This window comes from Nereida sp. MMG025 (genome assembly GCF_021654165.1).
Lineage (GTDB): Bacteria > Pseudomonadota > Alphaproteobacteria > Rhodobacterales > Rhodobacteraceae > Nereida.
In genome coordinates this window covers 543,101-566,725 of sequence record NZ_JAKFZN010000001.1, presented here as the reverse complement: position 1 = coordinate 566,725, position 23,625 = coordinate 543,101, and the positions used below count along the sequence as shown (strand labels likewise).

Annotated in this window: 17 protein-coding genes; 11 read left to right on the top strand and 6 right to left on the bottom strand. The window is 56.0% G+C overall.

Annotation, left to right across the window (positions count from 1 at the left end):
- The first annotated feature begins 6 nt into the window (after positions 1–6).
- From L1065_RS02705 to L1065_RS02690, 4 genes are all read left to right on the top strand, one after another.
- Positions 7–1,149, top strand: a complete 1,143-nt coding sequence (locus tag L1065_RS02705) for an N-acetylmuramoyl-L-alanine amidase (RefSeq protein WP_237093906.1) — start codon at positions 7–9, stop codon at positions 1,147–1,149.
- Between the two features lie 126 nt (positions 1,150–1,275).
- Positions 1,276–3,837 carry a penicillin-binding protein 1A gene (locus L1065_RS02700; protein WP_237093905.1) on the top strand — a complete coding sequence of 854 codons (2,562 nt, stop codon included), beginning with the start codon at positions 1,276–1,278 and terminating at the stop codon, positions 3,835–3,837.
- 97 nt (positions 3,838–3,934) lie between these two features.
- The gene (prfB, locus tag L1065_RS02695; RefSeq protein WP_237093904.1) at positions 3,935–5,062 is read left to right on the top strand and encodes a peptide chain release factor 2; all 1,128 of its coding nucleotides are present in this window, start codon (positions 3,935–3,937) and stop codon (positions 5,060–5,062) included.
- A gap of 45 nt (positions 5,063–5,107) precedes the next feature.
- Entirely contained in the window at positions 5,108–5,899 is a 792-nt protein-coding gene (locus L1065_RS02690; RefSeq protein ID WP_237093903.1) for a DUF2189 domain-containing protein, read from the top strand.
- 60 nt (positions 5,900–5,959) lie between these two features.
- Here the strand turns inward: L1065_RS02690 and L1065_RS02685 are convergent, their stop codons facing one another.
- The 4 genes from L1065_RS02685 to bcp all read right to left on the bottom strand — a co-directional run bounded on the left by L1065_RS02685 (position 5,960) and on the right by bcp (position 9,238).
- Entirely contained in the window at positions 5,960–6,451 is a 492-nt protein-coding gene (locus L1065_RS02685) for a polymer-forming cytoskeletal protein (RefSeq protein WP_237093902.1), read from the bottom strand.
- The gene (locus L1065_RS02680; protein WP_237093901.1) at positions 6,441–7,760 is read right to left on the bottom strand and encodes a DUF5930 domain-containing protein; all 1,320 of its coding nucleotides are present in this window, start codon (positions 7,758–7,760) and stop codon (positions 6,441–6,443) included. Before L1065_RS02680 ends, L1065_RS02685 begins: the two co-directional genes overlap by 11 nt.
- A 177-nt stretch (positions 7,761–7,937) precedes the next feature.
- Entirely contained in the window at positions 7,938–8,774 is an 837-nt protein-coding gene (locus tag L1065_RS02675) for a ferritin-like domain-containing protein (RefSeq protein WP_237093900.1), read from the bottom strand.
- Between the two features lie 2 nt (positions 8,775–8,776).
- Positions 8,777–9,238, bottom strand: coding sequence for a thioredoxin-dependent thiol peroxidase (gene bcp / locus L1065_RS02670; RefSeq protein WP_237093899.1), 462 nt, complete (start codon positions 9,236–9,238; stop codon positions 8,777–8,779).
- 71 nt (positions 9,239–9,309) lie between these two features.
- On the opposite strand from bcp, the gene L1065_RS02665 reads away from it, so the two are divergent.
- The 7 genes from L1065_RS02665 to uvrA all read left to right on the top strand — a co-directional run bounded on the left by L1065_RS02665 (position 9,310) and on the right by uvrA (position 21,421).
- Complete coding sequence (locus L1065_RS02665) at positions 9,310–12,630, top strand: DUF3971 domain-containing protein (protein ID WP_237093898.1); 3,321 nt, start codon at positions 9,310–9,312, stop codon at positions 12,628–12,630.
- Between the two features lie 12 nt (positions 12,631–12,642).
- The gene (gene queA, locus L1065_RS02660; RefSeq protein WP_237093897.1) at positions 12,643–13,704 is read left to right on the top strand and encodes a tRNA preQ1(34) S-adenosylmethionine ribosyltransferase-isomerase QueA; all 1,062 of its coding nucleotides are present in this window, start codon (positions 12,643–12,645) and stop codon (positions 13,702–13,704) included.
- A 94-nt stretch (positions 13,705–13,798) separates the two neighbouring features.
- Positions 13,799–15,070: an MFS transporter gene (locus tag L1065_RS02655; protein ID WP_237093896.1), complete on the top strand. Its 1,272-nt coding sequence runs from the start codon at positions 13,799–13,801 to the stop codon at positions 15,068–15,070.
- Between the two features lie 111 nt (positions 15,071–15,181).
- Positions 15,182–15,754: a DUF924 family protein gene (locus L1065_RS02650; protein WP_237093895.1), complete on the top strand. Its 573-nt coding sequence runs from the start codon at positions 15,182–15,184 to the stop codon at positions 15,752–15,754.
- 123 nt (positions 15,755–15,877) lie between these two features.
- Positions 15,878–17,275, top strand: coding sequence for a dihydrolipoyl dehydrogenase (gene lpdA, locus L1065_RS02645; RefSeq protein ID WP_237093894.1), 1,398 nt, complete (start codon positions 15,878–15,880; stop codon positions 17,273–17,275).
- A 67-nt stretch (positions 17,276–17,342) separates the two neighbouring features.
- Positions 17,343–18,476: an MFS transporter gene (locus L1065_RS02640; protein ID WP_237093893.1), complete on the top strand. Its 1,134-nt coding sequence runs from the start codon at positions 17,343–17,345 to the stop codon at positions 18,474–18,476.
- Between the two features lie 86 nt (positions 18,477–18,562).
- Positions 18,563–21,421 (top strand): excinuclease ABC subunit UvrA, encoded by a 2,859-nt coding sequence (gene uvrA, locus L1065_RS02635; RefSeq protein ID WP_237093892.1) that lies wholly within the window; start codon positions 18,563–18,565, stop codon positions 21,419–21,421.
- Here the strand turns inward: uvrA and L1065_RS02630 are convergent, their stop codons facing one another.
- Positions 21,422–22,456: an enoyl-CoA hydratase/isomerase family protein gene (locus L1065_RS02630; protein ID WP_237093891.1), complete on the bottom strand. Its 1,035-nt coding sequence runs from the start codon at positions 22,454–22,456 to the stop codon at positions 21,422–21,424.
- The gene (locus L1065_RS02625; protein ID WP_237093890.1) at positions 22,453–23,592 is read right to left on the bottom strand and encodes an acyl-CoA dehydrogenase family protein; all 1,140 of its coding nucleotides are present in this window, start codon (positions 23,590–23,592) and stop codon (positions 22,453–22,455) included. Before L1065_RS02625 ends, L1065_RS02630 begins: the two co-directional genes overlap by 4 nt.
- Positions 23,593–23,625: the final 33 nt, after the last annotated feature.

Genomic DNA, 23,625 nt, shown 5'->3' with positions numbered 1-23,625 from the left:
GCGCGCTTGGACGTTTCAAAAAGCTATGTCATCGATGGCTGGTGGGGCGATAGCGCCTTGTCCCTGCACCTGTCCCAAGCTGTGCCATATCGCATCCGCCATTTGGATGATCCTTATAGAATAGTAATGGATTTCAACGGATTGCAGGGCGATGTTGATGCATCGGGCGTGGACCAATCAAAGCGTGTCACCGCACTTCGCTTTGGCGCTGTGCGTTCGGATTTATCGCGCTTGGTGCTTAACCTTGATCGGCCCATGATTGTCAAAGATGTGGATTTGCGCAGCCGTGATGACCAAGCCTTTGCCACGCTGTCGATGACACTTGATACGGTGGATGAGGCGGATTTTGCTGTGGCGGTCAATGCGGATCGAACGGATCCTGAGGTTGCTATGGCCGGTCCGCCGAAAGTGGCAGATGTGCAGGCAAAGACCAGACAAACCGGCGAGGGCGGTCTGACAATCGTTCTGGACCCGGGGCACGGCGGAATTGATCCGGGCGCAGAGGTTGGCACACTGCGGGAGGCGCATCTGATGCTGCGCTTTGCGCGTGAGTTGCGCGAGGCATTGGTGCGCGATGGCCACAGAGTTGTCTTGACCCGCAACGAGGATGTGTTCGTCTCACTGGCCCAACGGGTCACAATTGCCCATCAAACGCAGGCCGATTTGTTTTTGTCCCTGCACGCTGATGCGCTTGAAGGCGGCGGCGCGCGGGGTGCAACGGTTTACACGCTCGCCGAAAGTGCCAGCGACGAGGCAAGCGCGAAACTGGCGCAGCGTCATGAACGGGGAGACATTTTGTCGGGCGTTGATTTGACAGGACAAGACGATGTGGTGGCAGGGGTCTTGATGGATCTGGCGCGGCGCGAGACGCAACCGCGCTCGAACGCTTTGGCAGATATGTTGGTCAGGGGCCTAGAGGTTTCGGTAGATGCGATTAACAACCGTCCCCGTCGTGAAGCGGGATTTGCCGTTCTGAAGGCACCTGATGTGCCGTCCGTGTTGCTGGAACTTGGTTTTATGTCCGATGCCCGCGACCTGGAAAATCTTCAAAACCCCGAATGGCGCGCGCAAGCTGTGCTTGGAATTGTTGCGGGTATTCGCCTTTGGGCCGCCCAAGATGCGGCGATTGCGCAGCACCTGCGACAATAGGGCAAAACCTCAGCAAAATGTGAGAGGTAATGGGCGAAAAGGCGCGTCTTTCCCCCTTGGATGCTTTTGACGCCTCATGGCCTTCCATATATAGCAGGGGTAGCGCGCGAACGATGGGATGGCACGATGCTTCGACCACTTTTTTCATTTATCGGGGCGATCTTTAGTTGGATCACCTTAGGGGCCTTTTTTGGTGCCCTGACCATCGGTGCCATTTTTTGGATGTATGGCCGCGATTTGCCAAGTCATGAAAGCCTTGCGCAATACACGCCCCCGACAATCAGCCGTATTTATTCGCGTGAGGGGCAGGTCATCGACGAATTCGCACGCGAGCGCCGTTTGTTTGCACCCGCCGATGAAATCCCCGCATTGGTAAAGCACGCCTTTATCTCGGCCGAAGATAAGCTGTTTTATGAGCATAAAGGCTATGACCCCCGCGGCATGGCGGCAGCGGTTGTTGATGCGGTGAAATCGCGTGGCCAAGACGTGCGCGGCGCGTCTACGATCACACAGCAGGTGATGAAGAACTTTTTGCTGTCGGGTGATCGATCTGCCGAACGCAAGATCAAAGAGCTGATCCTCGCGGCGCGTATCGAAGACACGTTGGAAAAAGAGCAGATCCTTGAGCTTTATCTGAACGAGATTTTCCTTGGGCAGAATTCCTATGGCGTGGCTGCCGCGGCCCAGACCTATTTCAACAAGCCATTGACCGAATTGAACGTGCAAGAAGCGGCGTATCTGGCCGTATTGCCCAAAGCCCCGTCGCGTTATCACCCTGTGCGCCAACGTGATCGGGCCGTAAATCGCCGTAATTTTGTGCTGCGCGAGATGTTTGAAAACGGCTATATCCCCCGTGATCTTTATGAACAGGCGCGCAATGCCCCCCTTTTGACAGTGCAGAACGGTGATTTTGAAAGTTTCAAAGGCAGCTTGCCACCGCGTGACTATTTTACTGATGAAATTCGCCGCCAGTTAACCCAGGATTTCGGGGAAGACGAGTTCTTTACGGGCGGCATGTCAGTCCGCGCCACCGTAGACGAAGACATGCAAATCGAAGCGGCCGATGCCTTGCGGCGTGGGTTGGAGCGCTATGACCGTGGCTTGGGACGCTGGCGCCCCACCGGGCTTACGCTTCCTGCTGACGTTTTGGGTGATGAAGACGCATGGCGCGCGGCCTTGGCCGAGGTCAATATCGCCCGCGACATTCATCTGGAAAACAAATGGCACCCTGCGGTCGTTCTGAGCGTCGAGGGCAACAGCGCCCGCGTTGGCATAGAAGGTGTGCCCGAAGGTGAGGATGGGCACTTTGTGCCAGCCAAAGACGTGCAATGGGCGCGTCGCGTCAATGAGGACGGCAGTCTGGGTCCACGTGCGACACGCCCTGCGGACCTGCTGCGGGTGGGCGAGGTGATCCACATTCGCAAAATGACCGCGGATGCCGACGGGAGTTTTATCCGCTGGACCATCCGTCAGGTGCCAGAAGTGCAAGGCGGCTTTATGGCCATGGATGTGAACACGGGCCGTGTTTTGGCAATGCAGGGTGGGTTTAGCTATCAACACTCGGTCTTTAACCGCGCGACACAAGCGAAACGCCAGCCCGGTTCGGCCTTCAAACCGTTTGTTTATGCGGCTGCTCTCGACAGTGGTTACACGCCTGCAACCGTCGTGGTTGACGCACCGATCGAGATTAATACGCCGCAAGGGCTGTGGCGCCCCAAAAACGCATCGAACCGTTATTACGGCCCAACCCCCGTGCGTACAGGCATCGAACAGTCGCGCAACCTGATGACAATCCGTCTGGCCCAAGAGGTCGGGATGGGAACCATTGCCAACTATGCCGAACGCTTTGGCGTATACGAGCCTGGAACGATGGGGCGCTTTTTGGCCAATTCACTGGGCAGTCAGGAAACCACTCTTTTCAATGTGGTCGCCTCTTATGCGATGTTTGCCAATGGCGGTGAACGGGTTGAGCCGACGCTGGTTGACCGCGTGCAAGACCGATTTGGCCGCACAGTTTACAAACATGACCAGCGGATTTGTGATGACTGTCAGCTGGCGTCTTTGGAAGAAGGGGCTGCGCCGCGTATCGTGTCCGACCGCGAACGAGTGATGGACGCTGTTACGGCCTACCAATTGACCTCGATGATGGAAGGTGTCGTGAAACGCGGCACAGCCAAGAAAACAGTGGGGCTGAGCGTGCCAGTGGCAGGTAAGACAGGCACAACCAATGATGCCAAAGACGTCTGGTTTGTGGGCTTCACCAGCAACATCGTAGCAGGATGTTATATCGGGTATGATACGCCGCGTCCTCTCGGCCAAGGGGCAGGGGGCGGCAGCATGTGCGGCCCTGTGTTCAATCAGTTTATGCGCAAAGCCACCGCAAAATACGGTGGCGGCAAATTTAGCGTTCCCAAGGGCTGCGAATTTATCAAAATTGATCGCCTGACAGGGTCGCGCCTGCCAGCAGATGCCTCGGGCGAGCATGTGATCTCTGAATGTTTCCGTGAAGGCGAAGAGCCCATCTTTGGCGTTACCTTTGACGGTGGGTTTGCCATGGGCGCCGACTTGCCGCTTTATAACGCGCCGGAAACCCAAGTGGTCAAAGAGGTTGTGACCTCTTCAGGCAAAAAGGCCAAGGTTGCACCCAAAGCCAGCTTTGGCACACTTAGTTCGGGTGGCTTGTACTAGCCAAAACGCAAAATACAGGCGGGGGGCGAAGGGGCAGTGCCTTGCCGCCCCTCGTGTCGTCAGTTAGAACCGCGATGCTGATAAACGGGGCTAAGACATGCGTGCAGAAATCCAAAACATTGTCGACGATATCGAAAAGTCGCTTGAGTTGGTGCGCCAGCGTATGGACATCGAGACAGCGGCGTATCGGCTGGAAGAATTCAACGCCCGCACCGAAGATCCCGACCTTTGGAATGATCCCGATAACGCCCAAAAGCTTATGCGCGAACGGCAAGTTCTTGTGGATGCCATAGAGGTTGAAAAAAGCCTGACGCAGACGCTGTCTGACAATATGGAATTGATCGAACTGGGCGAGATGGAAGGCGACGCGGACATCGTCAAAGAAGCTGAAGACGCCCTACGCCAACTCAAACAAGATGCGGCCAAAAAGGAATTGGAAGCCCTGCTGAACGGCGAAGCCGATGGCAACGATACCTTTCTGGAAATCAATGCAGGTGCAGGGGGCACCGAAAGCTGCGATTGGGCCAGCATGCTTGCGCGGATGTACGTGCGATGGGCCGAAAAGAAGGGCTATAAAGTTGAACTGCAGTCTGAGAGCGCCGGTGACGAAGCGGGGATCAAATCAGCAGCATACAAGATTAGCGGGCCAAATGCGTATGGCTGGTTGAAGTCCGAAAGCGGCGTGCATCGTCTGGTCCGTATCTCGCCCTATGACAGCGCGGCCAAGCGCCATACCTCGTTCAGTTCGGTCTGGGTTTATCCCGTGGTGGACGACAACATCGAAATCGAGGTGAACCCTGCAGATATCCGGATTGATACCTACCGGTCGTCTGGTGCGGGCGGGCAGCACGTGAATACCACCGACTCGGCGGTGCGGATCACCCACAACCCCACGGGGATCGTTGTGACCAGCTCTGAAAAATCACAGCACCAGAACCGCGATATCGCCATGAAGGCGCTGAAATCGCGGCTTTACCAGATGGAGTTGGACAAACGGAACGCAGCGATCAACGAAGCGCATGAAAACAAGGGCGATGCGGGGTGGGGCAACCAGATCCGCAGCTATGTGTTGCAGCCCTATCAAATGGTAAAAGACCTGCGCACCAATTTCGAGACCTCTGACACCAAAGGGGTTTTGGACGGTGATCTTGATGGGCTTATGGGCGCAACGCTTGCGATGGACGTTTCGGGTAAATCACGCGCCGAAGCCAATTTGGAAGACTGACATCCCCCCTTGGCAAAGCACAGAGTGCCGCGCTAGCCTTGGGCTATGACAACCCTGACCAACCGCCGTCCACACGGACCCGCTTTGCTGAGATCGCCAACACTGGGCGATATCGTCCATGCCCTGCGTCTGGGCTGGCGTGATATGCGTCGCGCACCGCTCTACGGGATCTTCTTTTCCAGCGTATATGTGTTGCTTGGCTGGTTGATCGCGGGTGTGACCTATCGCACGGGGGAAAGCTATTGGATGGTTCTGGCCGTTTTGGCATTTCCGATGATCGGCTCGCTTGCAGCACTGGGGTTTTATGAAATCAGCCGCAGGCTGGAAGTAGGAAGCCCGCTGAATTTCGGGGAAATCCTGACAGATGTCTGGCTGCATAAAGAAGGGCAGGTGCCTTGGCTGGCTGTTATTATCGTTGTGATGATGTTGTTTTGGTTCTTTCTGGGCCACATGCTTTTTGCCCTGTTTTTGGGCAATCAAACAATGACCAACGTGTTCAGTAGCTTTGAGGTTTTTCTGTCAGGTGATGGCCTGATGATGCTGGCCGTCGGCACGACTGTGGGGGCGGTTTTTGCAGGTCTGATTTTTGCGATGACCGTTGTGGGATTGCCGATGCTTGTAGACCGCGACGTTGATTTTATGACAGCGTCGTTGATGTCCATCGGAGAGGTGAAAGATGCTCCGCTCCCCTATCTGATGTGGGGGGGGATTATCGCCATCGCCACGTTTATTGCGTTGATCCCTTGGTTTTTGGGGCTTTTTGTTGTGCTCCCCCTGTTTGGGCACGCCACATGGCATCTTTATCGCAGCATGATTGAAGATGTGTCCAACGACTAGAGGCACAACGAAAAAGGGCGCCACGAAACGGGCGCCCTTGGGTTGATCTGATAGGATTGCTTAGGATTTCGCAGGCGCTGCCTTATCGGTTGCTGGCTTGGCTTTTGTCGCCGACAGCGGATCGTCCTGCCGCTGGACCGAGCCTTCGAAATGCGCGCCGCTTTCGATTGCGATTGTTTTATGGATGATGTCGCCTTCGACCCGTGCAGTTGATGTCAGGCGCACCTTCAAGCCACGCACACGGCCAACCACATGGCCATGCACCACGACGTCATCAGCGATGACTTCACCGCGGATCGTTGCGCTTTCGCCGATTGTCAGCAGGTGGGCCCGAATGTCGCCATCTACTTCGCCTTCGACCTGAATATCGCCTGCGGTGCGCAGGTTGCCTTTGATGTGCAGATCAGACGAGATCAGCGAGGCAGGGGCCTTGGGCTTTGGCGCAGAGGGTTTGAACTCTGGCGCAGGTGCTTTTGCAGGGGCCGCAGGTGCTGCTGCTTTGGTGTCATCAGCCTTGGGTGCGGGATCGTTGATTTTGCTTTTAGAAAACATTTTGTGCAGCCTTGATGTAGATCATTGGGTTAACGGGCCGTCCGCCCACACGAATTTCATAGTGAAGGTGGGGGCCTGTTGACCGTCCAGAATTGCCAATATCACCGATACGCTGGCCTTTCGAGACCCTTTGGCCAACTTTCACGCGGATTTTTGATTGGTGGGCGTAGCGTGTTTCGATGCCAAAAGCATGCTGAATTTTCACCACACGTCCATATCCTGAGGACCAGCCGGCAAAAGTCACAACACCGTCCGCCGGTGCATAGATGGGGGTGCCAATAGGCGCCGCGAAATCGGTGCCATTGTGCATGCGGCCCCAACGCGGCCCAAAGCCTGATGTGAAGCGGAAATTGCTTTTGACGGGCATTCCGAAGGGCGCTTTTTCAGCGGCGATTCGGTATAGGTTCAGCCGGTCCAGTTTGCTCATGATGTCGTTGGCACGCGCGGCGTTGGGATCGGCTTCGCCTTTTGTTGAAAACGACAGTGGCGTCAGAGGACCGCCCTGACCAGAATAACCGCGGCGAACTTCGCGCAGCAGGTTGTCTGTAGACAGGCCCGCTTGGCGGAACATTTTATCAAGCGGCGCAACAGAGACGGTCATTGCTTCTTCGAGGCTGCGGAAAATCTCGTCATTGCGGTCCTCAAGCACTTTGATCTCTGCTGCCATTTCATCGGCGGCAATCAAAGCGGCCTGCGCATCCGCCACAACGGTATCACGTTCGGTGGCCGTATCAGACAACGCACCTGCCAGAAAATCGACGGTCGTCTCCAGATCACGTGCTTGGACAAGCGGGTTTTGCGCCGCACCGTTTTCGCCCTCAAGCGAGGCGGTCAGGTTTTCCAACGCGCCTTTTGCAAAGTCACGCTCTTCGGACACACGTAGCAAAGTCTTTTGAAACGCCTCCATGCCGATCTCAAGCTCGCGGCGGCGTTCTTCGGTGGCCAGAAGCTGCGTTTGCATGTCGGAAATCTGGTTCAGCGCGGCGTTGAACCGTTCTTGTGCCGCAATCGCTTCGCCTGCGCGTGTGTCTCGTTCTGATGCAAGTTCGTTCAGGCGAGCTTGGTAAAAGGCCTGGTCACGTTTGGCTTGATCCCGAAAATTACCCGCGCCGATGTTGTCCATTATCAGGATTGCGGTTGCAAAGATGCTCCAAGCGATAATCGCCGAGCTGCCTGCCAACGCAACAAGCTGCGTCAAAGGTTTCATCAGGATGAAACGCGTTTCGGTGTCCGAGCGCAAGAAAAGCCGGCGTTCGGGCAAGATACGTTCCAAGCCGTGATTGATACGGTTCAAGATTGATGGCTTCACAGGTGACTGCCCCGTTTTTAGTGTCCCAACTTCACTAGCCTCGTTCCCCAAAACGGACCGCGTGGGTGGGGTGTAACAATCCACCGTCCATGCTGCAACAAATTTGAGTGAATCGAAGGGCTTGAGGGTGAAAACGCTACGGAAACGGGCAGGTTTTCGCCGACGTGATCAGCGCGGTTAGGGAACCTTTGGCGCAGGTATCTCGCCCGCGTCGGTCAGTGGCCAGTAAAAATCAGGCGGCAGGCCTGCCTCGGCGCGTTTTTCTTCGTTGAAAGGCGGCTTGAGTGTGCTGTGAAAATACCGCCTGACCAAGCCATGAAAAGTGGGCGTCGGGTCAAGCGCATCACGCCCGCACAAGTAGTGAAACCATTTTGATCCGTAGGCCACGTGGTGCACCTCTTCGGAATAGATCACATCCAGCGCGTTCACGGCGTCCATATCTTTGGCCTGCTTGAACAGTTTTATCATCCCGGGGGTGACGTCCAATCCACGCGCTTCCAGCACCATTGGCACCACGGCCAGCCGCCCAAGCAGGTCTTGTGCAGTGTCCTCTGCGGCGGCCCACATGCCAGCATGCGCATCCAGATCGCCGTACTGTGATCCGTAGCGCGCCAGACAGTCCGACAGAAGGCCGAAGTGCTTGCTTTCTTCATCCGCGGATTTGACCCAATCGTCATAAAACCCGATCGGCAAATCCACGCGCCCGCCGAACCGCGCGATAATATCCCAATGCAGGTCAACGGCGTTCAGTTCGATATGCGCGACGGCATGCAACATTGCCGTGCGTCCTTCGGGCGTGCCGGGGCCACGGCGCGGCACATCACGTGGGTGCAGCAGGTCTGGCTTGGCGGGTCGGGCAGGGCGCAAAGGTGGTTCAGCCATTCCGATCGGGATGGGTTTGTTGGCTTTACGCGCCTCAAACCAAGTCTTGGCGTGCCGCCGCGAAAGCCGTGTTTTTTCCTTTGCATCCGCGGTTGTCAGAACCTCGCATGCCATCTGTGTCAGGGTGGTCATGGTCAAAGCGCTTGCGCGGCTTCCAAAACAGCATCTGCGTGGCCCGGCACTTTCACCTTGCGCCACACTTGTGCGATTTGTCCTTCGGAATCAATCAGATACGTGGCCCGTTCAATGCCCATATAGGTTTTGCCATACATGCTTTTTTCTTTCCAGACGTCATAACGTTCACACACGTCGCCCTCTTCATCGCTGATCAAAGCGACCTTCAATCCATGTTTGTCGCGAAATTTGTCATGCTTTTTGACGCTATCTTTGGACACGCCGACAATCACTGTGTTGGCGGCCTCAAAAGCGTCCAGATGTTCTGAAAAGGCGATTGCCTCTTTCGTGCAGCCGGGTGTGTCGTCACGCGGGTAGAAGTACAAAACGATGTTTTGTCCTTTTAAATCCGCCAAAGATAATGTTCCACCACCGTCACGCGGAAGGTTGAAGTCTGGTGCAGCTTGGCCGATGTCAGGCATGAGGCGATCTCCGTGATGGTATGATATCTATTCCCCTTTCGTTTTAGTGTTGTTCCTAGGAATATAAAGAGATGAACGACGAAACATCTGCACAAGGCGCACCAGAAGAGGTGACACAGCCCAATCGCCCGCGGCGCGCGTGGTTTGGTGTGCGTGCTGTGCAGTTGTTCTTTTCAATGCTGGTTCTGTTTTGTGTCGGTTTGGTCTTGGCGGTGGTGGTTTCCATTGACCGCCCGATACCCGCGCCTGACTGGCTCAAAGCGCAAGTTCAGTCGCAACTTTCCGATGCGCTTGAAAATGGGGATGTGGAGATCGGCGAGATTAGTGTGGTTCTGGACCGCGAACTTCACACCCACATTCAACTGCAGGACATCCGCCTTGCGTTCGCCGAAACGGGAACAGTGGCCCGCCTTGCTGACGTGCGCATCGATTTGCTTCGGCGTGCCTTGCCGCGCGGAGAAATCAAGGCAAAACGGGTCGAGCTTACTGGATTGCAGATGAACCTGCGCCGCGATGAAGAGGGGCGGTTCAATGTATCTTTCGGGGAAGACACCTCTGCCGTAAGAGCCCTGCAATTTGGTGATTTTATAAATGAAATCAATAGCCTGTTTTCATTGGAAACAACCCAAACCATTGATGCCGTTGTTGTTGAAGGCGTGACGCTGCGATATGTGGATGCGCTTTCAGGACAGGTTTTGGTGGCCGATGGCGGGCGCATTACGGCCGAGCAGGACAGGCAGGGCATTCGCCTGCGCACAGACATTGCCGTGTTGTCGGGTGGGGTCGATGTCACCACGATGGAGATCACCTATGAGGCACCGCGTCAGCCTGATGGTGTTACATCTGGTGGAACGGTTGGGGTCAACCTAGTGTCGGCGCCTGCACAGCTGATTGCCAGTCAGGTGCCCGCGATGGCATGGCTTTCTGTGCTGGACGCCCCCCTGTCTGGGGCCATGCGATTTGATCTGGATACGGCAGGCACCATTGGCACTGTCTTTGCAACTCTGGATATCTCGCAAGGATCGCTTTCGCCCCAAGATGGCGCACGCCCCATCCGATTTGAGGGCGCGCGCACGTATTTCACCTATGATCCAGCCGCTCAAAGCCTTTCGTTCGATGAACTTGCGTTGCGCAGCGACACGCTCTCCGCATTGGCATCGGGCACTGCCTATCTCGGCGCTTTCCAAGATGGATTTCCCCAAGACGTGGTCGGGCAATTTCAGTTCTCCGAACTGGTGGCCAATCCCGAAGGTTTGTTTCGAAATGCGCCCACGTTCAAGGATGCCGCGATTGATTTCCGTTTGGCGCTGGACCCGTTCACACTGGATATTGGCGACGCTTTTGCCATACCCGATCTTGGCGAGACCGACGCCCCTGTGCTGCGAACGAAAGGCAAAGTCGCTGTGAGCATCGATGGCTGGTCGGTCGCGCTGGATACGGTGGTTGAGCGTATCGCGGCACGCACGGTGATGGATCTTTGGCCTGCCAACGCAAAACCGCAGACCCGTGCATGGTTCGACCAAAACCTTCTGGGTGGAGAGATTTTTAACGCAGGCATGGCGCTCAGACTGATCCCGAATGCAGAGCCTGTTGTCGAAAGCAGCTTCGAGTTTTCAGACGCAAATGTCCGTTTTATGGCCCAGATGCCACCAATCGAAGGTGGTGCGGGTTTTGCGACGCTTCAAGGTGAGCGCTTTGTGCTTGCTTTGGACAAAGGGTTCGTGACTGCGCCGCGCGGGGGACGTATTCAAATCGCTGGTTCGGACATGCGTATCGCCAACTTGTTTATGCGTGATCCACCCGCTGAGATTCGTTTGAAAACAGACAGCACGATCACCGCAGCCCTGTCGTTGATCGATCAGGAGCCGCTGCAATTGATGCGTAAAAACGATCAGCCGGTCGATCTTGCAGATGGGCGGGCGCGGCTGGATGTGGATCTGTCCTTACCGTTGGCAGAGAAAATTGGCACCGATGATGTCGATTATGCGGTGCGGGGACTCTTGCAGCAGGTCACAACCACCAAATTGATCGAGGATCGGACCCTGACGGCGCAAGCCCTGAACATTCAGGTCGCGCCCCAAGGCATGTCGGTGGAAGGCGGCGTTCTGCTATCGCGTTTGCCAGCCGAGGTGCGCTGGTCGCAACAGTTTGACGGGTCGCGCACCAGCGCGTTGTCTGCCGATGTCGTCTTGGACGAACGGTTTTTAGATACCTTCAACATCGCATTGCCTGATGGTGCGCTGCGCGGCGCAGGACGCGCGCGACTAACGGCGTCATTAGAGGCAGACGGTGGTGGCAGCTATCAGCTGCGCTCGGATCTTGGCGGTGTCAGGTTATCAATTCCCGCGCTGAGCTGGCGCAAGGGGCGCAACCAAACAGGGACGCTGGAGGTCGACGGCAGATTTGGCACGCCGCCGCGGATTGATCGGCTTGTGCTGCGTGCCGCTGGCCTGGACGCGCAAGGCACAATCACGGTCTCGCCCAACGGTGGATTGCAAACGGCGCAGTTTAATCGGCTGCGGGTCGGCAACTGGCTTGATGCACCTGTCACGCTTACGGGCCGCGGGGTCGGGGCCACGCCTGCGGTCCAAATTCGCGGTGGCACGTTAGATCTGCGGCAAACCAGTTTGGGCACCTCAGGCGGCAATTCGGATGGTGGCCCCATCACTTTGGCGCTGGACCGATTGATCCTGAGCGATGGTATCACATTGACGAACATGCGTGGTGATCTGAGCACGCGCGGCGCGTTTAATGGCAAATTTCGGGGGCAGGTGAATGGCGGGGCAGCGATTACGGGCACCTTGGTTCCCGGACCACAGGGGACAGCCATCCGCATCCAGTCAAGCGATGCCGGCGCTGCGGCGCGCGGCGCCAATCTGCTTCGGCAAGCACGCGGTGGCACGCTGGATCTGACCTTGCAGCCGACAGGGGCCGAAGGGACATATGACGGGGTGCTCAAGGTCACAAACACACGGGTTTTTGAAGCCCCTGCTTTGGCAAGCCTTCTGAACGCAATAAGCGTCATTGGCCTGCTTGATCAGATGGGCAGTGGTGGGATTTTGTTTACCTCGGTGGATGCCTCCTTTCGTTTGAGCCCTTCAAACCTGACAGTGTTTTCCAGTTCGGCAACGGGGCCATCGATTGGCCTGTCGATGGATGGCAGATACAGGTTGGCCGACGGCGCGATGGATATGCAGGGCGTTGTCTCGCCGCTTTATGCCCTGAACGGTATCGGGCAGATATTTACGCGACGCGGCGAGGGGCTCATCGGGTTCAACTTTACTTTGCGCGGCTCTTCCAGCCAGCCGCGCGTTGTGGTTAACCCGCTTTCAGTTTTCACCCCTGGCATGTTCCGCGAAATTTTCCGCCGTGCGCCCCCTCAACGAAACTGAGACTTTGCGAATATGAAACTGTCCGACTTTGATTTTGATCTGCCAGATCACCTGATCGCGACGCGACCCGCACAGCCGCGCACGCATGCCAAGTTGTTGGTTGCAAGCGGTCCAAGTAACGTCATTGATGCGCAAGTCTTTGATCTGCCAAAGTTTTTACGGTCGGGCGACAGGCTGATCCTGAACAACACCAAAGTCATTCCCGCACGGCTGACGGGGACGCGGACCCGTGATAGCGGCCAAGGCCCTGTGGCCGCCAAAATTGAAGTGACCTTGCTGACACCCCAACCGCACGGCGGGTGGTCAGCCTTGGTCAAACCGCTCAAAAAGGTAAACGAGGGCGAAACCATCAGGTTTACCGACGACTTGGAGGCGGTGGTCGAAGGAAAAGTGGATGGGCAAGCCATTTTGTCTTTCAACCTTGCAGGCGATGACTTTGACGCTGCGCTAAATGCGGCGGGTGCCATGCCCTTGCCCCCTTATATTGAGGCCAAGCGAAAAGCCGACGATCAGGATAAACACGACTATCAAACGGTGTTTGCCCGCCATTCGGGTGCGGTTGCGGCCCCCACAGCCAGCCTTCATTTTGATGAAGATTTGTTGCGCCAAATCGCGGATATGGGCGTGGCCTTCACCGAAGTAACGCTACACGTGGGCGCGGGCACATTCCTGCCAGTCAAGGTTGATGACATCACCGATCATAAGATGCACGCAGAGTGGGGGCAGGTGAGCCCTGATGCGGCAGCCCAAATCAACGCAACCAAAGCGGCGGGAGGCCGCGTCATTCCAGTGGGCACCACCGCCTTGCGGCTGATCGAAAGTGCCGCGGCACAGACAGGCCAGATCACCCACTGGACAGGCGAGACCGATATCTTCATCACACCGGGCTTCGACTTTAAGGTTGCCGACGGTTTGATGACCAATTTCCATTTGCCAAAATCTACGTTGATGATGCTTGTATCGGCGCTGATGGGCTGCGACCGTATCAAATCCATTTACGCGCATGCGATCGCAGAGCGATATCGCTTTTTCAGCTATGGCGACAGCTCTTTGCTATTGCCCGAAATCGAATGAAGTGTCTGGAAACGGCATCGCTGTGTCGCACCTACGGGTGACGCAGGGTGCGGTCCGCTGATAGGGCTAACCAAAGGATCGAACGGAGATAGCAATGCTTGAAGTCCTCAAAAGCTCTTGGGCGCTCCTTCTGGGGATGATGTTGCTGATGGTTGGCAATGGCGTGCAAGGCACGTTGCTTGGCATCCGTGGGGGGCTGGAAGACTTTGGCACCTTCGAGATGTCCGTGGTGATGTCGGCCTATTTTGTGGGCTTTCTGGGGGGGTCGAAACTGGCACCGGAAATGATCCGTCGGGTCGGGCACGTGCGCGTCTTTGCGGCCCTTGGCAGTTTGATATCAGCGGTGTTGATCCTCTATCCCGCCTTCCCAAGCATTTTGCTGTGGACGTTTGGGCGGGTGATCATCGGGTTTTGTTTTTCTGCGGTCTATGTAACCGCGGAAAGCTGGCTGAATAACTCAACCGATAACGAACATCGCGGCCAAGCATTGTCACTTTACATGATCGTGCAAATGTTCGGGATTGTGTCTGCCCAGGGGCTATTGGTGCTTGGCGACCCGTCTGGGTTTATCTTGTTCATCGTGCCGTCTGTTTTGGTCTCGATCAGCTTTGCGCCCATTTTGCTGTCGATCAGTCCGACACCTGCGTTTGAGGCCACCAAACCCATGACCTTGCGAGAGTTATATGGCATCTCGCCTTTGGGATGCATCGGCATGGTCCTGCTTGGCGGGGTCTTTGCGGCGCAATTCGGCATGGCGGCTGTCTACGGGACAGAGCGTGGGCTGAGCGTTGGTCAAATCTCGGCCTTTGTCTCATCGATCTATATCGGGGCATTGTTGCTGCAATATCCGATTGGCTGGATTTCAGACAGGATGGACCGCCGCCTATTGATTTTCGCAGTGTCGGCGATTGGCGGTGGGGCAGGGGTGCTTGCTTATCTGTTCGATCAGAACTTCACTATTTTGCTGGTCTCGGCCTTTATCATCGGCGGCATGTCCAACCCGCTTTATGCGCTGTTGCTCGCCTACACCAACGACTTTTTAGAGCATGAGGACATGGCTGCGGCCAGTGGCGGGCTTGTCTTTATTAACGGCGTGGGCGCGATTGCAGGGCCGCTTGTCGTGGGGTGGATGATGGGGGTGATCGGGCCAGAGGCGTTCTTTTTGTTTGTCGCGTTGCTGATGATTGGGCTGGCGTTTTACGCCGCCTACCGTATGACGCAGCGCGCCTCGACCACCGAGGTCGAAGACATGGTATCCTATGCGCCTATCCTTGCCACAACCAGCCCCGTTGCGGTGGAAGTCGCACAGGAATACTACATCGAAACAGAGTTGGAAGACGCATCCGACGGCATTTCAGGCGACTAAAACCTGCATAAATGTGTCAAAATGCAGCAAAACGTGTCGCTCAGCGCTCTTGCGTTGCTCCCAGACACGCTTAACCTTGAGTTATCATGTCCAATCGCGAAAGGAAGCGAGATGACAAAACCTGAGGACGTTCTGGCCTATTGGATCGACGAAATCGGTCCCAAAGGGTGGTATGCGGGCGGCGAGGTGCTGGACGCGGAAATTACCCTTAAATTCCGAACGGCATGGAACGAGCTGATGGACGGCGGCATGTCCATGTGGCTGACGTATCCATCAGGCACCTTGGCTTACATCATTCTGGCCGATCAGTTTTCGCGCAACATGTTCCGCGGTTCGGCTCAGGCCTTTGCCAGCGATCGTCAGGGACTGGCCGCCGCTAAGGCAGGGATCGACAAAGGGTGGGACATGCGCATTGATGAGCCTGCGCGACAGTTCTTTTATCTGCCACTGATGCATTCCGAAAATCTGTGCGATCAGGAACGCTCTGTGCGGCTGGTGCTGACACGCATGCCGGACACGGGCGCAGACAACCTGCTTCACGCCCGTGCGCACCGCGAAGTGATCCGACGTTTCGGGCGCTTCCCCTATCGCAACGATGCTCTGGAGCGGGCGTTCACAGCCCATGAAGAAGCCTTCATCGAAGAGGGCGGTTACGGCCAGACGCTTCAACAGTTGCAGGCCTAAACCCGCGTATCAGCGATACCATGCATCCGCGTCACTTTGCGCGGGTGCAATTCCTTTGCATATCTGACAAATAATAGTTTAACGCTAAACTACTTTTGTGATGACCTGCGAGGACTGACTTTCATGGCAACTAAATCCTTTGATCTTATTGTAATTGGTGCGGGCCCCGGCGGCTATGTTGCGGCCATCCGCGGCGCACAGCTTGGGATGAATGTCTGCGTGATCGAGCGTGAAAACCTTGGCGGCATCTGCCTGAACTGGGGGTGTATCCCGACCAAAGCGATGCTGCGCAGCTCCGAGGTGTTTCACCTGATGCACCGCGCCAAAGACTTCGGCCTCAAGGCCAGCGGTATCGACTATGATCTTGACGCGGTCGTCAAGCGCTCGCGTGGTGTGGCAGGGCAACTGTCCGGCGGTATTGGCCATCTGCTCAAGAAAAACAAAGTCACTGTCATCATGGGCGAGGCAACAATCCCTGCCAAAGGTAAGGTCAGCGTCAAAACCGACAAAGGCCGAGAAGACCTGAGTGCCAAGAATATCGTCTTGGCCACCGGTGCACGCGCACGCGAATTGCCTGGCTTGGAAGCGGATGGGGATCTGGTCTGGACATATCGCACCGCGCTGACCCCGCCGCGCATGCCCAAAAAGCTGCTTGTCATCGGATCAGGGGCGATTGGGATTGAATTTGCCAGCTTCTATAACACGCTTGGTGCCGACACGACGGTTGTCGAAGTCATGGACCGTGTGCTGCCTGTCGAAGATGCTGAAATCAGCGCTTTCGCCAAGAAGGCCTTTGAAAAACAAGGCATGAAGATCATGGAAAAAGCCATGGTCAAACAGCTTGATCGCGGTAAGGGCAAGGTAACGGCGCATATCGAGAAAAATGGCAAAGTTGAAAAAATCGAATTTGATACGGTCATTTCGGCGGTCGGAATTGTTGGAAATGTGGAAGGGCTTGGCCTTGAAGCATTGGGCGTCAAAATTGATCGCACCCATGTGGTCACAGATGAATTCTGCCGAACCGGTGTTGATGGCCTCTTTGCGATTGGTGACATCGCTGGCGCACCTTGGCTGGCGCATAAGGCCAGCCACGAAGGTGTGATGGTTGCTGATTTGATTGCTGGCAAAAACAATGTTCATGCGGTTAAACCCGAAAGCATTGCAGGGTGCACCTACTGCCATCCACAAGTTGCAAGCGTGGGCTATACCGAAGCAAAAGCGAAAGAGCTTGGGTTTGATATCAAGGTCGGTCGCTTCCCCTTTATCGGCAATGGCAAGGCGATTGCCTTGGGCGAGCCTGAGGGTATGGTTAAAACCATTTTTGACGCCAAAACGGGCGAGCTTTTGGGCGCGCATATGGTTGGTGCCGAGGTGACCGAGATGATCCAGGGCTATGTGATCGGGCGCAAGCTTGAGACCACAGAAGAAGATCTGATGGAAACCGTATTCCCCCATCCAACACTGTCCGAAATGATGCACGAAAGTGTGCTGGACGCATACGACCGCGTCATTCACATGTGATCCGTAAATACGCGCGAAAGACAAAGGGGCGGTTGCGTAAAGCAGCCGCCCTTGTCATGTGGGGCGCATGGAACGGACGCAAACAGACTGGCTGCTGGTAGGCCTTATCTTCATTCTTGGGCTGTTTGCTGCGGCGCAGTTCGGCAAGGTGTCACTTCTGCTGCCCGATCTGGCTGCGCACTACGACACTGGTATGGCAAGCGTGGCGCCGCTTGTGTCGATGGTTGGCCTGATCGGTATTGCGTTTGGGGTGATCGCTGGTGCCGTTGCTGCGAAATACGGACTGAAAACAGTGCTTTTGGTGGCAATTTGGCTTGGCGCGGCCTTGTCCTTGGCCCAAAGCCTTTTGCCGGACTTACCCGTTTTGTTTGTGCTGCGCCTTTTTGAGGGGGTTTCTCATCTGGCGATTGTGGTGGCGGCACCACCCATCATGGCCGCGGCGGCCAATGATGCGCACCGCGCCATCGCCATGAGCATTTGGGCGATGTTCTTCGGGGTATCATTTGCAATTCTGGCTGCCATTTTACCGGCGCTGATCGCGATGATCGGGGTGTCTGGCGTCTTTCTGAGCCACGGGGTTGGCCTTGCAATTATGGCCCTTGTCCTGATGTGGCGCATCCCATCGATAGAACGCGAACCGGCGGTCATCGAACCCATCCAAGCCCATAAGCGCGCTTATTCATCTGCCCGCATTGCAGCGCCCGCGATGGCCTTTGTGTTTTATACCTTGATCTACATCGCTTTGCTGACGTTTCTGCCTATCGAGCTTGGCAAGCCGTCCTTGGGGACGTGGTTGCCGCTTTTCAGCCTGATTGGCACGTTCGGGGCAGGCTGGTTAGCGCGCTGGATCCACCCCTATATTCTGGCTGGTCTGGGCTTTGTCTTAACCATCGTGTGCGTCCTCATTGCCATGTGGGGTGGTCTTTGGGTGCTGGCCCCTCTTTTCGCGCTGATGGGCCTAATTCCGGGGGCCTGTTTCGCGGCAATTCCCCATTTGAACGCCTCGACGAAAGACCGCGCACGCGCGTCGGGTGTCTTGGCACAGATGGGCAACATCGGAACGTCATCAGGCACGCCGATCTTTGCGCTTGCGCTGTCAGCAGGCGGGCTTTCGGGGCTGTGGAGTGTCACGCTACTGGCATGTTTGATCGGCTTGGGGCTGGTCTGCGTGATGTGGTGGGCGCTTTCGCGTCAGCAATAGGCGGGCGTTCCTCTTTCGTTCGCAATTTTCCCTTGGCCATGCCCCTTTGGCCGCCTATGTAAGACCTAAGAGCCATGGGGGGCGACATGCCAGAGCTGAAAAAGATCGAAGTACGCGGCGCACGCGAACATAATCTCAAGAACATCGATGTTGATATTCCGCGCGATCAGCTGGTGGTCATCACGGGACTGTCTGGCTCAGGTAAATCCAGCCTTGCCTTCGATACGATCTATGCCGAAGGGCAGCGCCGCTATGTCGAAAGCCTTAGCGCTTATGCCCGTCAATTCCTTGATATGATGGAAAAACCGGACGTCGATCATATCACGGGGCTGTCGCCTGCTATTTCGATTGAGCAAAAAACGACGTCGAAAAACCCCCGCTCTACTGTCGGCACCGTGACAGAAATCTACGACTATATGCGGCTTTTGTTTGCCCGCGTTGGCACACCCTATTCTCCCGCAACAGGCGAGCCGATTGAGGCGCAGCAAGTTCAGGATATGGTGGACCGCGTCATGGCGATGGAGGAGGGCACGCGTGGCTACCTTCTGGCGCCCATCATTCGGGACCGCAAAGGCGAATATCGCAAAGAATTCATGGAGTTGCGCAAGCAAGGGTTCCAGCGCGTCAAGGTGGATGGCGCGTTTTATGAATTGGACGAGCCGCCCACATTGGACAAAAAGTTCCGCCATGATATCGATGTGGTCGTTGACCGGATCGTCGTCCGCGAGGGGCTGGAAACACGGCTGGCAGACAGCTTTCGCACAGCACTCGATCTGGCAGACGGGATCACCATTTTGGAAACGGCCCCTGCCGAGGGCGATCCCGAGCGCATTACGTTTTCGGAAAAATTTGCCTGTCCCGTGTCAGGCTTCACAATCCCCGAAATTGAGCCACGGTTGTTTTCGTTCAACGCGCCGTTTGGGGCCTGCCCTGACTGCGATGGTCTGGGCCATGAATTGTTTTTTGACGAGCGGCTGGTGGTTCCGGATGCAACGCTGAAAATCTATGATGGCGCACTGGCGCCTTGGCGCAAAGGCAAGTCCCCCTATTTCCTGCAAACGATCGAAGCCATTGCGAAACACTACAAATTCAACAAATCAGCACGTTGGAAAGACTTGTCTGAAAAGGTGCAGCAGGTGTTTCTCTATGGTTCTGGAGACGAGGAAATCCCGTTTCGCTATGATGAAGGCGGCCGCGTCTATCAGGTGACACGCACCTTCGAAGGCGTCATCCCGAATATGGAACGACGTTACCGCGAAACAGATAGCAGCTGGATCCGCGAAGAATTTGAGCGCTATCAGAACAATCGCTCCTGTGGGACCTGCGGGGGATACCGTCTGCGGGCCGAGGCTTTGGCAGTAAAAATTGCGGGTCTGCACGTGGGGCAGGTGGTCGAAATGTCGATCCGCGATGCCTTTGACTGGTGCGAAACCGTTCCAAGCCAACTGAGCAAGCAGAAGAACGAAATTGCGCGCGCTATTCTCAAGGAAATACGCGAACGCCTTGGGTTTTTGAACAACGTTGGTTTGGAATACCTGACGCTGTCGCGCAATGCGGGCACGCTTTCGGGCGGTGAAAGCCAGCGCATCAGGCTTGCAAGCCAAATTGGATCGGGTCTGACAGGTGTTCTTTATGTTCTGGATGAGCCATCCATCGGGTTGCACCAACGCGACAATGATCGGCTTTTGACAACCCTGAAAAACCTGCGCGATCAGGGCAATACCGTGATCGTGGTCGAGCACGATGAAGAAGCCATCCGCGAAGCGGACTACGTCTTTGATATTGGGCCGGGTGCAGGTGTGCACGGCGGACATGTTGTGGCCAAGGGAACGCCGGCACAGATCGCCAAAAACAAGAAAAGCGTGACAGGTCAGTATCTTACGGGAGCCCGCGAAATTCCGTTCAGCGCGGACCGACGCAAAGGCAACAAAAAGAAGATCACGGTCAAGAAGGCCACTGGCAACAACCTGCAAAACGTCACGGTTGATTTCCCGTTGGGCAAATTCGTCTGTGTGACGGGCGTATCAGGCGGCGGGAAATCGACGCTCACGATTGAGACATTGTTCAAAACCGCGTCCATGCAACTAAACGGTGCGCGCCAGACGCCCGCGCCCTGCGAAACCATCCGCGGTCTCGAACATTTAGATAAGGTCATCGACATTGACCAACGCCCCATCGGACGCACCCCGCGCAGCAATCCTGCGACGTATACAGGTGCGTTCACCCCGATCCGTGATTGGTTTGCCGGTCTGCCTGAGGCCAAGGCGCGCGGCTATAAACCAGGGCGCTTCAGCTTCAACGTCAAGGGCGGGCGTTGCGAGGCGTGCCAGGGCGACGGTGTCATTAAGATTGAGATGCATTTTCTACCTGATGTGTATGTGGAGTGCGAAACCTGTCGTGGCGCTCGGTATAACCGCGAAACTCTTGAGATTCGGTTTAAGGGCAAATCCATCGCCGATGTGCTGGATATGACCGTTGAGGACGCGCAGGAGTTCTTCAAGGCCGTGCCGAGCATTCGAGAAAAGATGGACGCGCTGATGCGGGTGGGTCTGGGCTATATCAAGGTCGGACAACAGGCGACGACCCTGTCAGGGGGGGAAGCGCAGCGGGTGAAACTTTCTAAGGAATTGGCAAAACGCTCTACTGGTCGTACTTTGTATATTTTGGACGAGCCAACGACGGGTCTGCACTTCGAAGATGTTCGAAAACTGCTAGAAGTGCTGCATGAATTGGTCGAAGGCGGCAACACGGTGATCGTGATTGAGCATAATCTGGATGTCGTCAAAACCGCAGACTGGATCATCGATATTGGTCCCGAAGGCGGGGATGGTGGTGGAACCGTGGTGGCCGAAGGCACGCCAGAACAGGTGGCCCAAGTTGCGGCATCCCACACGGGCAAATATCTTAAACCGATGCTTGAGGCCAAATCGCTGGCGGCTGAGTGATCAAAAGGTCAGTTGCGGCCAATCGTTCGGGATGGGCATGAGCATTTTGGACACTTCTACGGCAGGCACGCTTTCTATCGTATGCGGCCAGTTGGGGCTGCGGTCCTTGTCGATGATCGCTGCGCGGATCCCTTCGATAAAGCTGCCGTTTTCAGCACTGCGGCCCGTGTAGCGATATTCGGTTTCCAGTGCTTTTTCGATGCTATCAAAAGGGCGCACGCGGTGGATCATCTCGATGGTGGCAGCCATCGCCAACGGATCATTGCGCCCCATCTTTTTCAGGGTTTCCGTGGCAAAAGCACTATCCACAAATGTCAGCGGACCCACGATATCGGTGAGGCTTTCGCCACCAAAATAGCGATCAATATGGGGTTGCAGGCGGGCCAGCGTGCCGGCGGGTGGGGTCTGGGCACTTCGGTCCACCGCCTCCCAATCACCCGTTTCAATCAGTGCTTGCTTGAGTGACGGCCAATGCGCTTCGGGGATGTAGAAATCCGCAAACTCCGCATAAATGGCATCGGCGGCGTCCATACGCGTGGCGGTCGTGCCCAGATACTCGCCCAACCGGCCCCTTGCGCGTGCCAGCAAAAGCGATCCACCGACGTCCGGCACGAGCCCGATCCCACATTCGGGCATCGCGATTTGGCTGCTTTCGCACACAATACGGTGCGAGCCATGACAGCCCACGCCAACACCGCCGCCCATCGTAAACCCTTGAAGAAAGGTGATGACGGGCTTTGGGAAATGAAACAAGGCGCGGTTCATCCGGTATTCATCGGACCAGAACCGGCGCCCGTAGTCGAAATCACCCGCTTTGGCAGTGGCATACATCTCTGCAATGTCGCCGCCCGAACAAAATGCACGCTCTCCTTCGGCATCAATGATCACCAACGCAACGGCGCCATCTTCTGCCCAAGCGCCAAGCGCTTTTTCAATCTCAAGGCACATCTCCCAAGTCAGCGCATTCAGGGCTTGGGGACGGGTTAAAGTGATGCGACCTGCGCGCCCCTCTATGCGGATGTCGATATCTGTCATTTTGCCAAAAGCCCTCGCGCCACGATCATGCGCATAATTTCGTTCGTGCCTTCGAGGATTTGGTGAACCCGCAAGTCCCGCACGATTTTTTCGATCCCGTAGTCGGCCAAATAGCCGTATCCGCCGTGTAATTGAAGGCATTGATCCGCGACGCGGCTGCCGACCTCTGTGACCTGCTTTTTCGCCATGGCGCAGAATGCCGTGGCATCGGGTGACTGGGCGTCAAGTTTCCAAGCCGCTTGGCGCAGGAAGGTGCGGGCGGATTGAAGCTCGATCTCCATATCAGCCAATCGGAATTGCAGCGCTTGGAACTGGTCGATGGATTTACCAAAGGCCTTACGCTCGCCCATGTACCGCACAGTCGCATCAAGGGCGGATTGGGCCGCACCAAGCGAACAGGCTGCAATGTTCAAACGCCCGCCATCCAAGCCCTTCATCGCATAAGTGAAACCTTTGCCTTCCTTACCAAGCAATTGATCTGAAGAAATATTGCAATTATCTAACTGGACTTGGCGGGTGGGTTGGCTGCGCCACCCCATTTTTTCTTCCAGGCCACCAAAGGACAGCCCTGCTGCGCCGTCATCAACAATCACAGCCGACACTCCTTTGGGCCCATCCTCTCCTGTGCGGCACATCACGATGTAGGCGTCCGAATATCCGCCGCCAGAGATGAACGCTTTGGTGCCATTCAGCACGTATCCTTCATTCGTGCGCTCAGCCTTGGTTTTAAGGGCGGCCGCATCTGACCCTGATCCCGGTTCGGTCAGACAGTAGCTGAAAAACGTCTGCATCCCGATCGCTGGCGCAAGGTATTTTTCGCGCACGACGTCCGAGCCAAAGGTCTCGATCATTTTAGCGCACATATTGTGGATCGACAGGAACGCCGCGACAGACGGGCAGGCCATCGAAAGCGCCTCGAACACCAATGTCGCATCCAAACGGCTCAGCCCCGCACCTCCAGCCTCTTCTGATACATAAAGCCCCCCAAACCCAAGCTCTGCCAGTTGCGGCCAAAGCTCTTTCGGGATGGTGCCCTCTGCTTCCCACTGCTGCGCAAAAGGCGCGATCTGTGTGCGGCCAAAATCGCTGGCCATGTCAAAAATCGTGGTCTGTTCTTCGGAGAGTGCGAAATCCATCGTAGCCGTCCTTTTGCAGTCTGCTCGGGTAAT

What these genes read in the sequence shown, in the direction of transcription:
- L1065_RS02690 (WP_237093903.1), top strand. Translation starts at nt 5,108, where the DNA reads ATGACAACCCTGACCAACCGCCGTCCACACGGACCCGCTTTGCTGAGA.
- queA (WP_237093897.1), top strand. Translation starts at nt 12,643, where the DNA reads ATGAAACTGTCCGACTTTGATTTTGATCTGCCAGATCACCTGATCGCG.
- bcp (WP_237093899.1), bottom strand. Translation starts at nt 9,238, where the DNA reads ATGCCTGACATCGGCCAAGCTGCACCAGACTTCAACCTTCCGCGTGAC.
- L1065_RS02650 (WP_237093895.1), top strand. Translation starts at nt 15,182, where the DNA reads ATGACAAAACCTGAGGACGTTCTGGCCTATTGGATCGACGAAATCGGT.
- prfB (WP_237093904.1), top strand. Translation starts at nt 3,935, where the DNA reads ATGCGTGCAGAAATCCAAAACATTGTCGACGATATCGAAAAGTCGCTT.
- L1065_RS02665 (WP_237093898.1), top strand. Translation starts at nt 9,310, where the DNA reads ATGAACGACGAAACATCTGCACAAGGCGCACCAGAAGAGGTGACACAG.
- uvrA (WP_237093892.1), top strand. Translation starts at nt 18,563, where the DNA reads ATGCCAGAGCTGAAAAAGATCGAAGTACGCGGCGCACGCGAACATAAT.
- L1065_RS02700 (WP_237093905.1), top strand. Translation starts at nt 1,276, where the DNA reads ATGCTTCGACCACTTTTTTCATTTATCGGGGCGATCTTTAGTTGGATC.
- L1065_RS02630 (WP_237093891.1), bottom strand. Translation starts at nt 22,456, where the DNA reads ATGACAGATATCGACATCCGCATAGAGGGGCGCGCAGGTCGCATCACT.
- L1065_RS02675 (WP_237093900.1), bottom strand. Translation starts at nt 8,774, where the DNA reads ATGACCACCCTGACACAGATGGCATGCGAGGTTCTGACAACCGCGGAT.
- L1065_RS02655 (WP_237093896.1), top strand. Translation starts at nt 13,799, where the DNA reads ATGCTTGAAGTCCTCAAAAGCTCTTGGGCGCTCCTTCTGGGGATGATG.
- L1065_RS02640 (WP_237093893.1), top strand. Translation starts at nt 17,343, where the DNA reads ATGGAACGGACGCAAACAGACTGGCTGCTGGTAGGCCTTATCTTCATT.
- L1065_RS02685 (WP_237093902.1), bottom strand. Translation starts at nt 6,451, where the DNA reads ATGTTTTCTAAAAGCAAAATCAACGATCCCGCACCCAAGGCTGATGAC.
- lpdA (WP_237093894.1), top strand. Translation starts at nt 15,878, where the DNA reads ATGGCAACTAAATCCTTTGATCTTATTGTAATTGGTGCGGGCCCCGGC.
- L1065_RS02625 (WP_237093890.1), bottom strand. Translation starts at nt 23,592, where the DNA reads ATGGATTTCGCACTCTCCGAAGAACAGACCACGATTTTTGACATGGCC.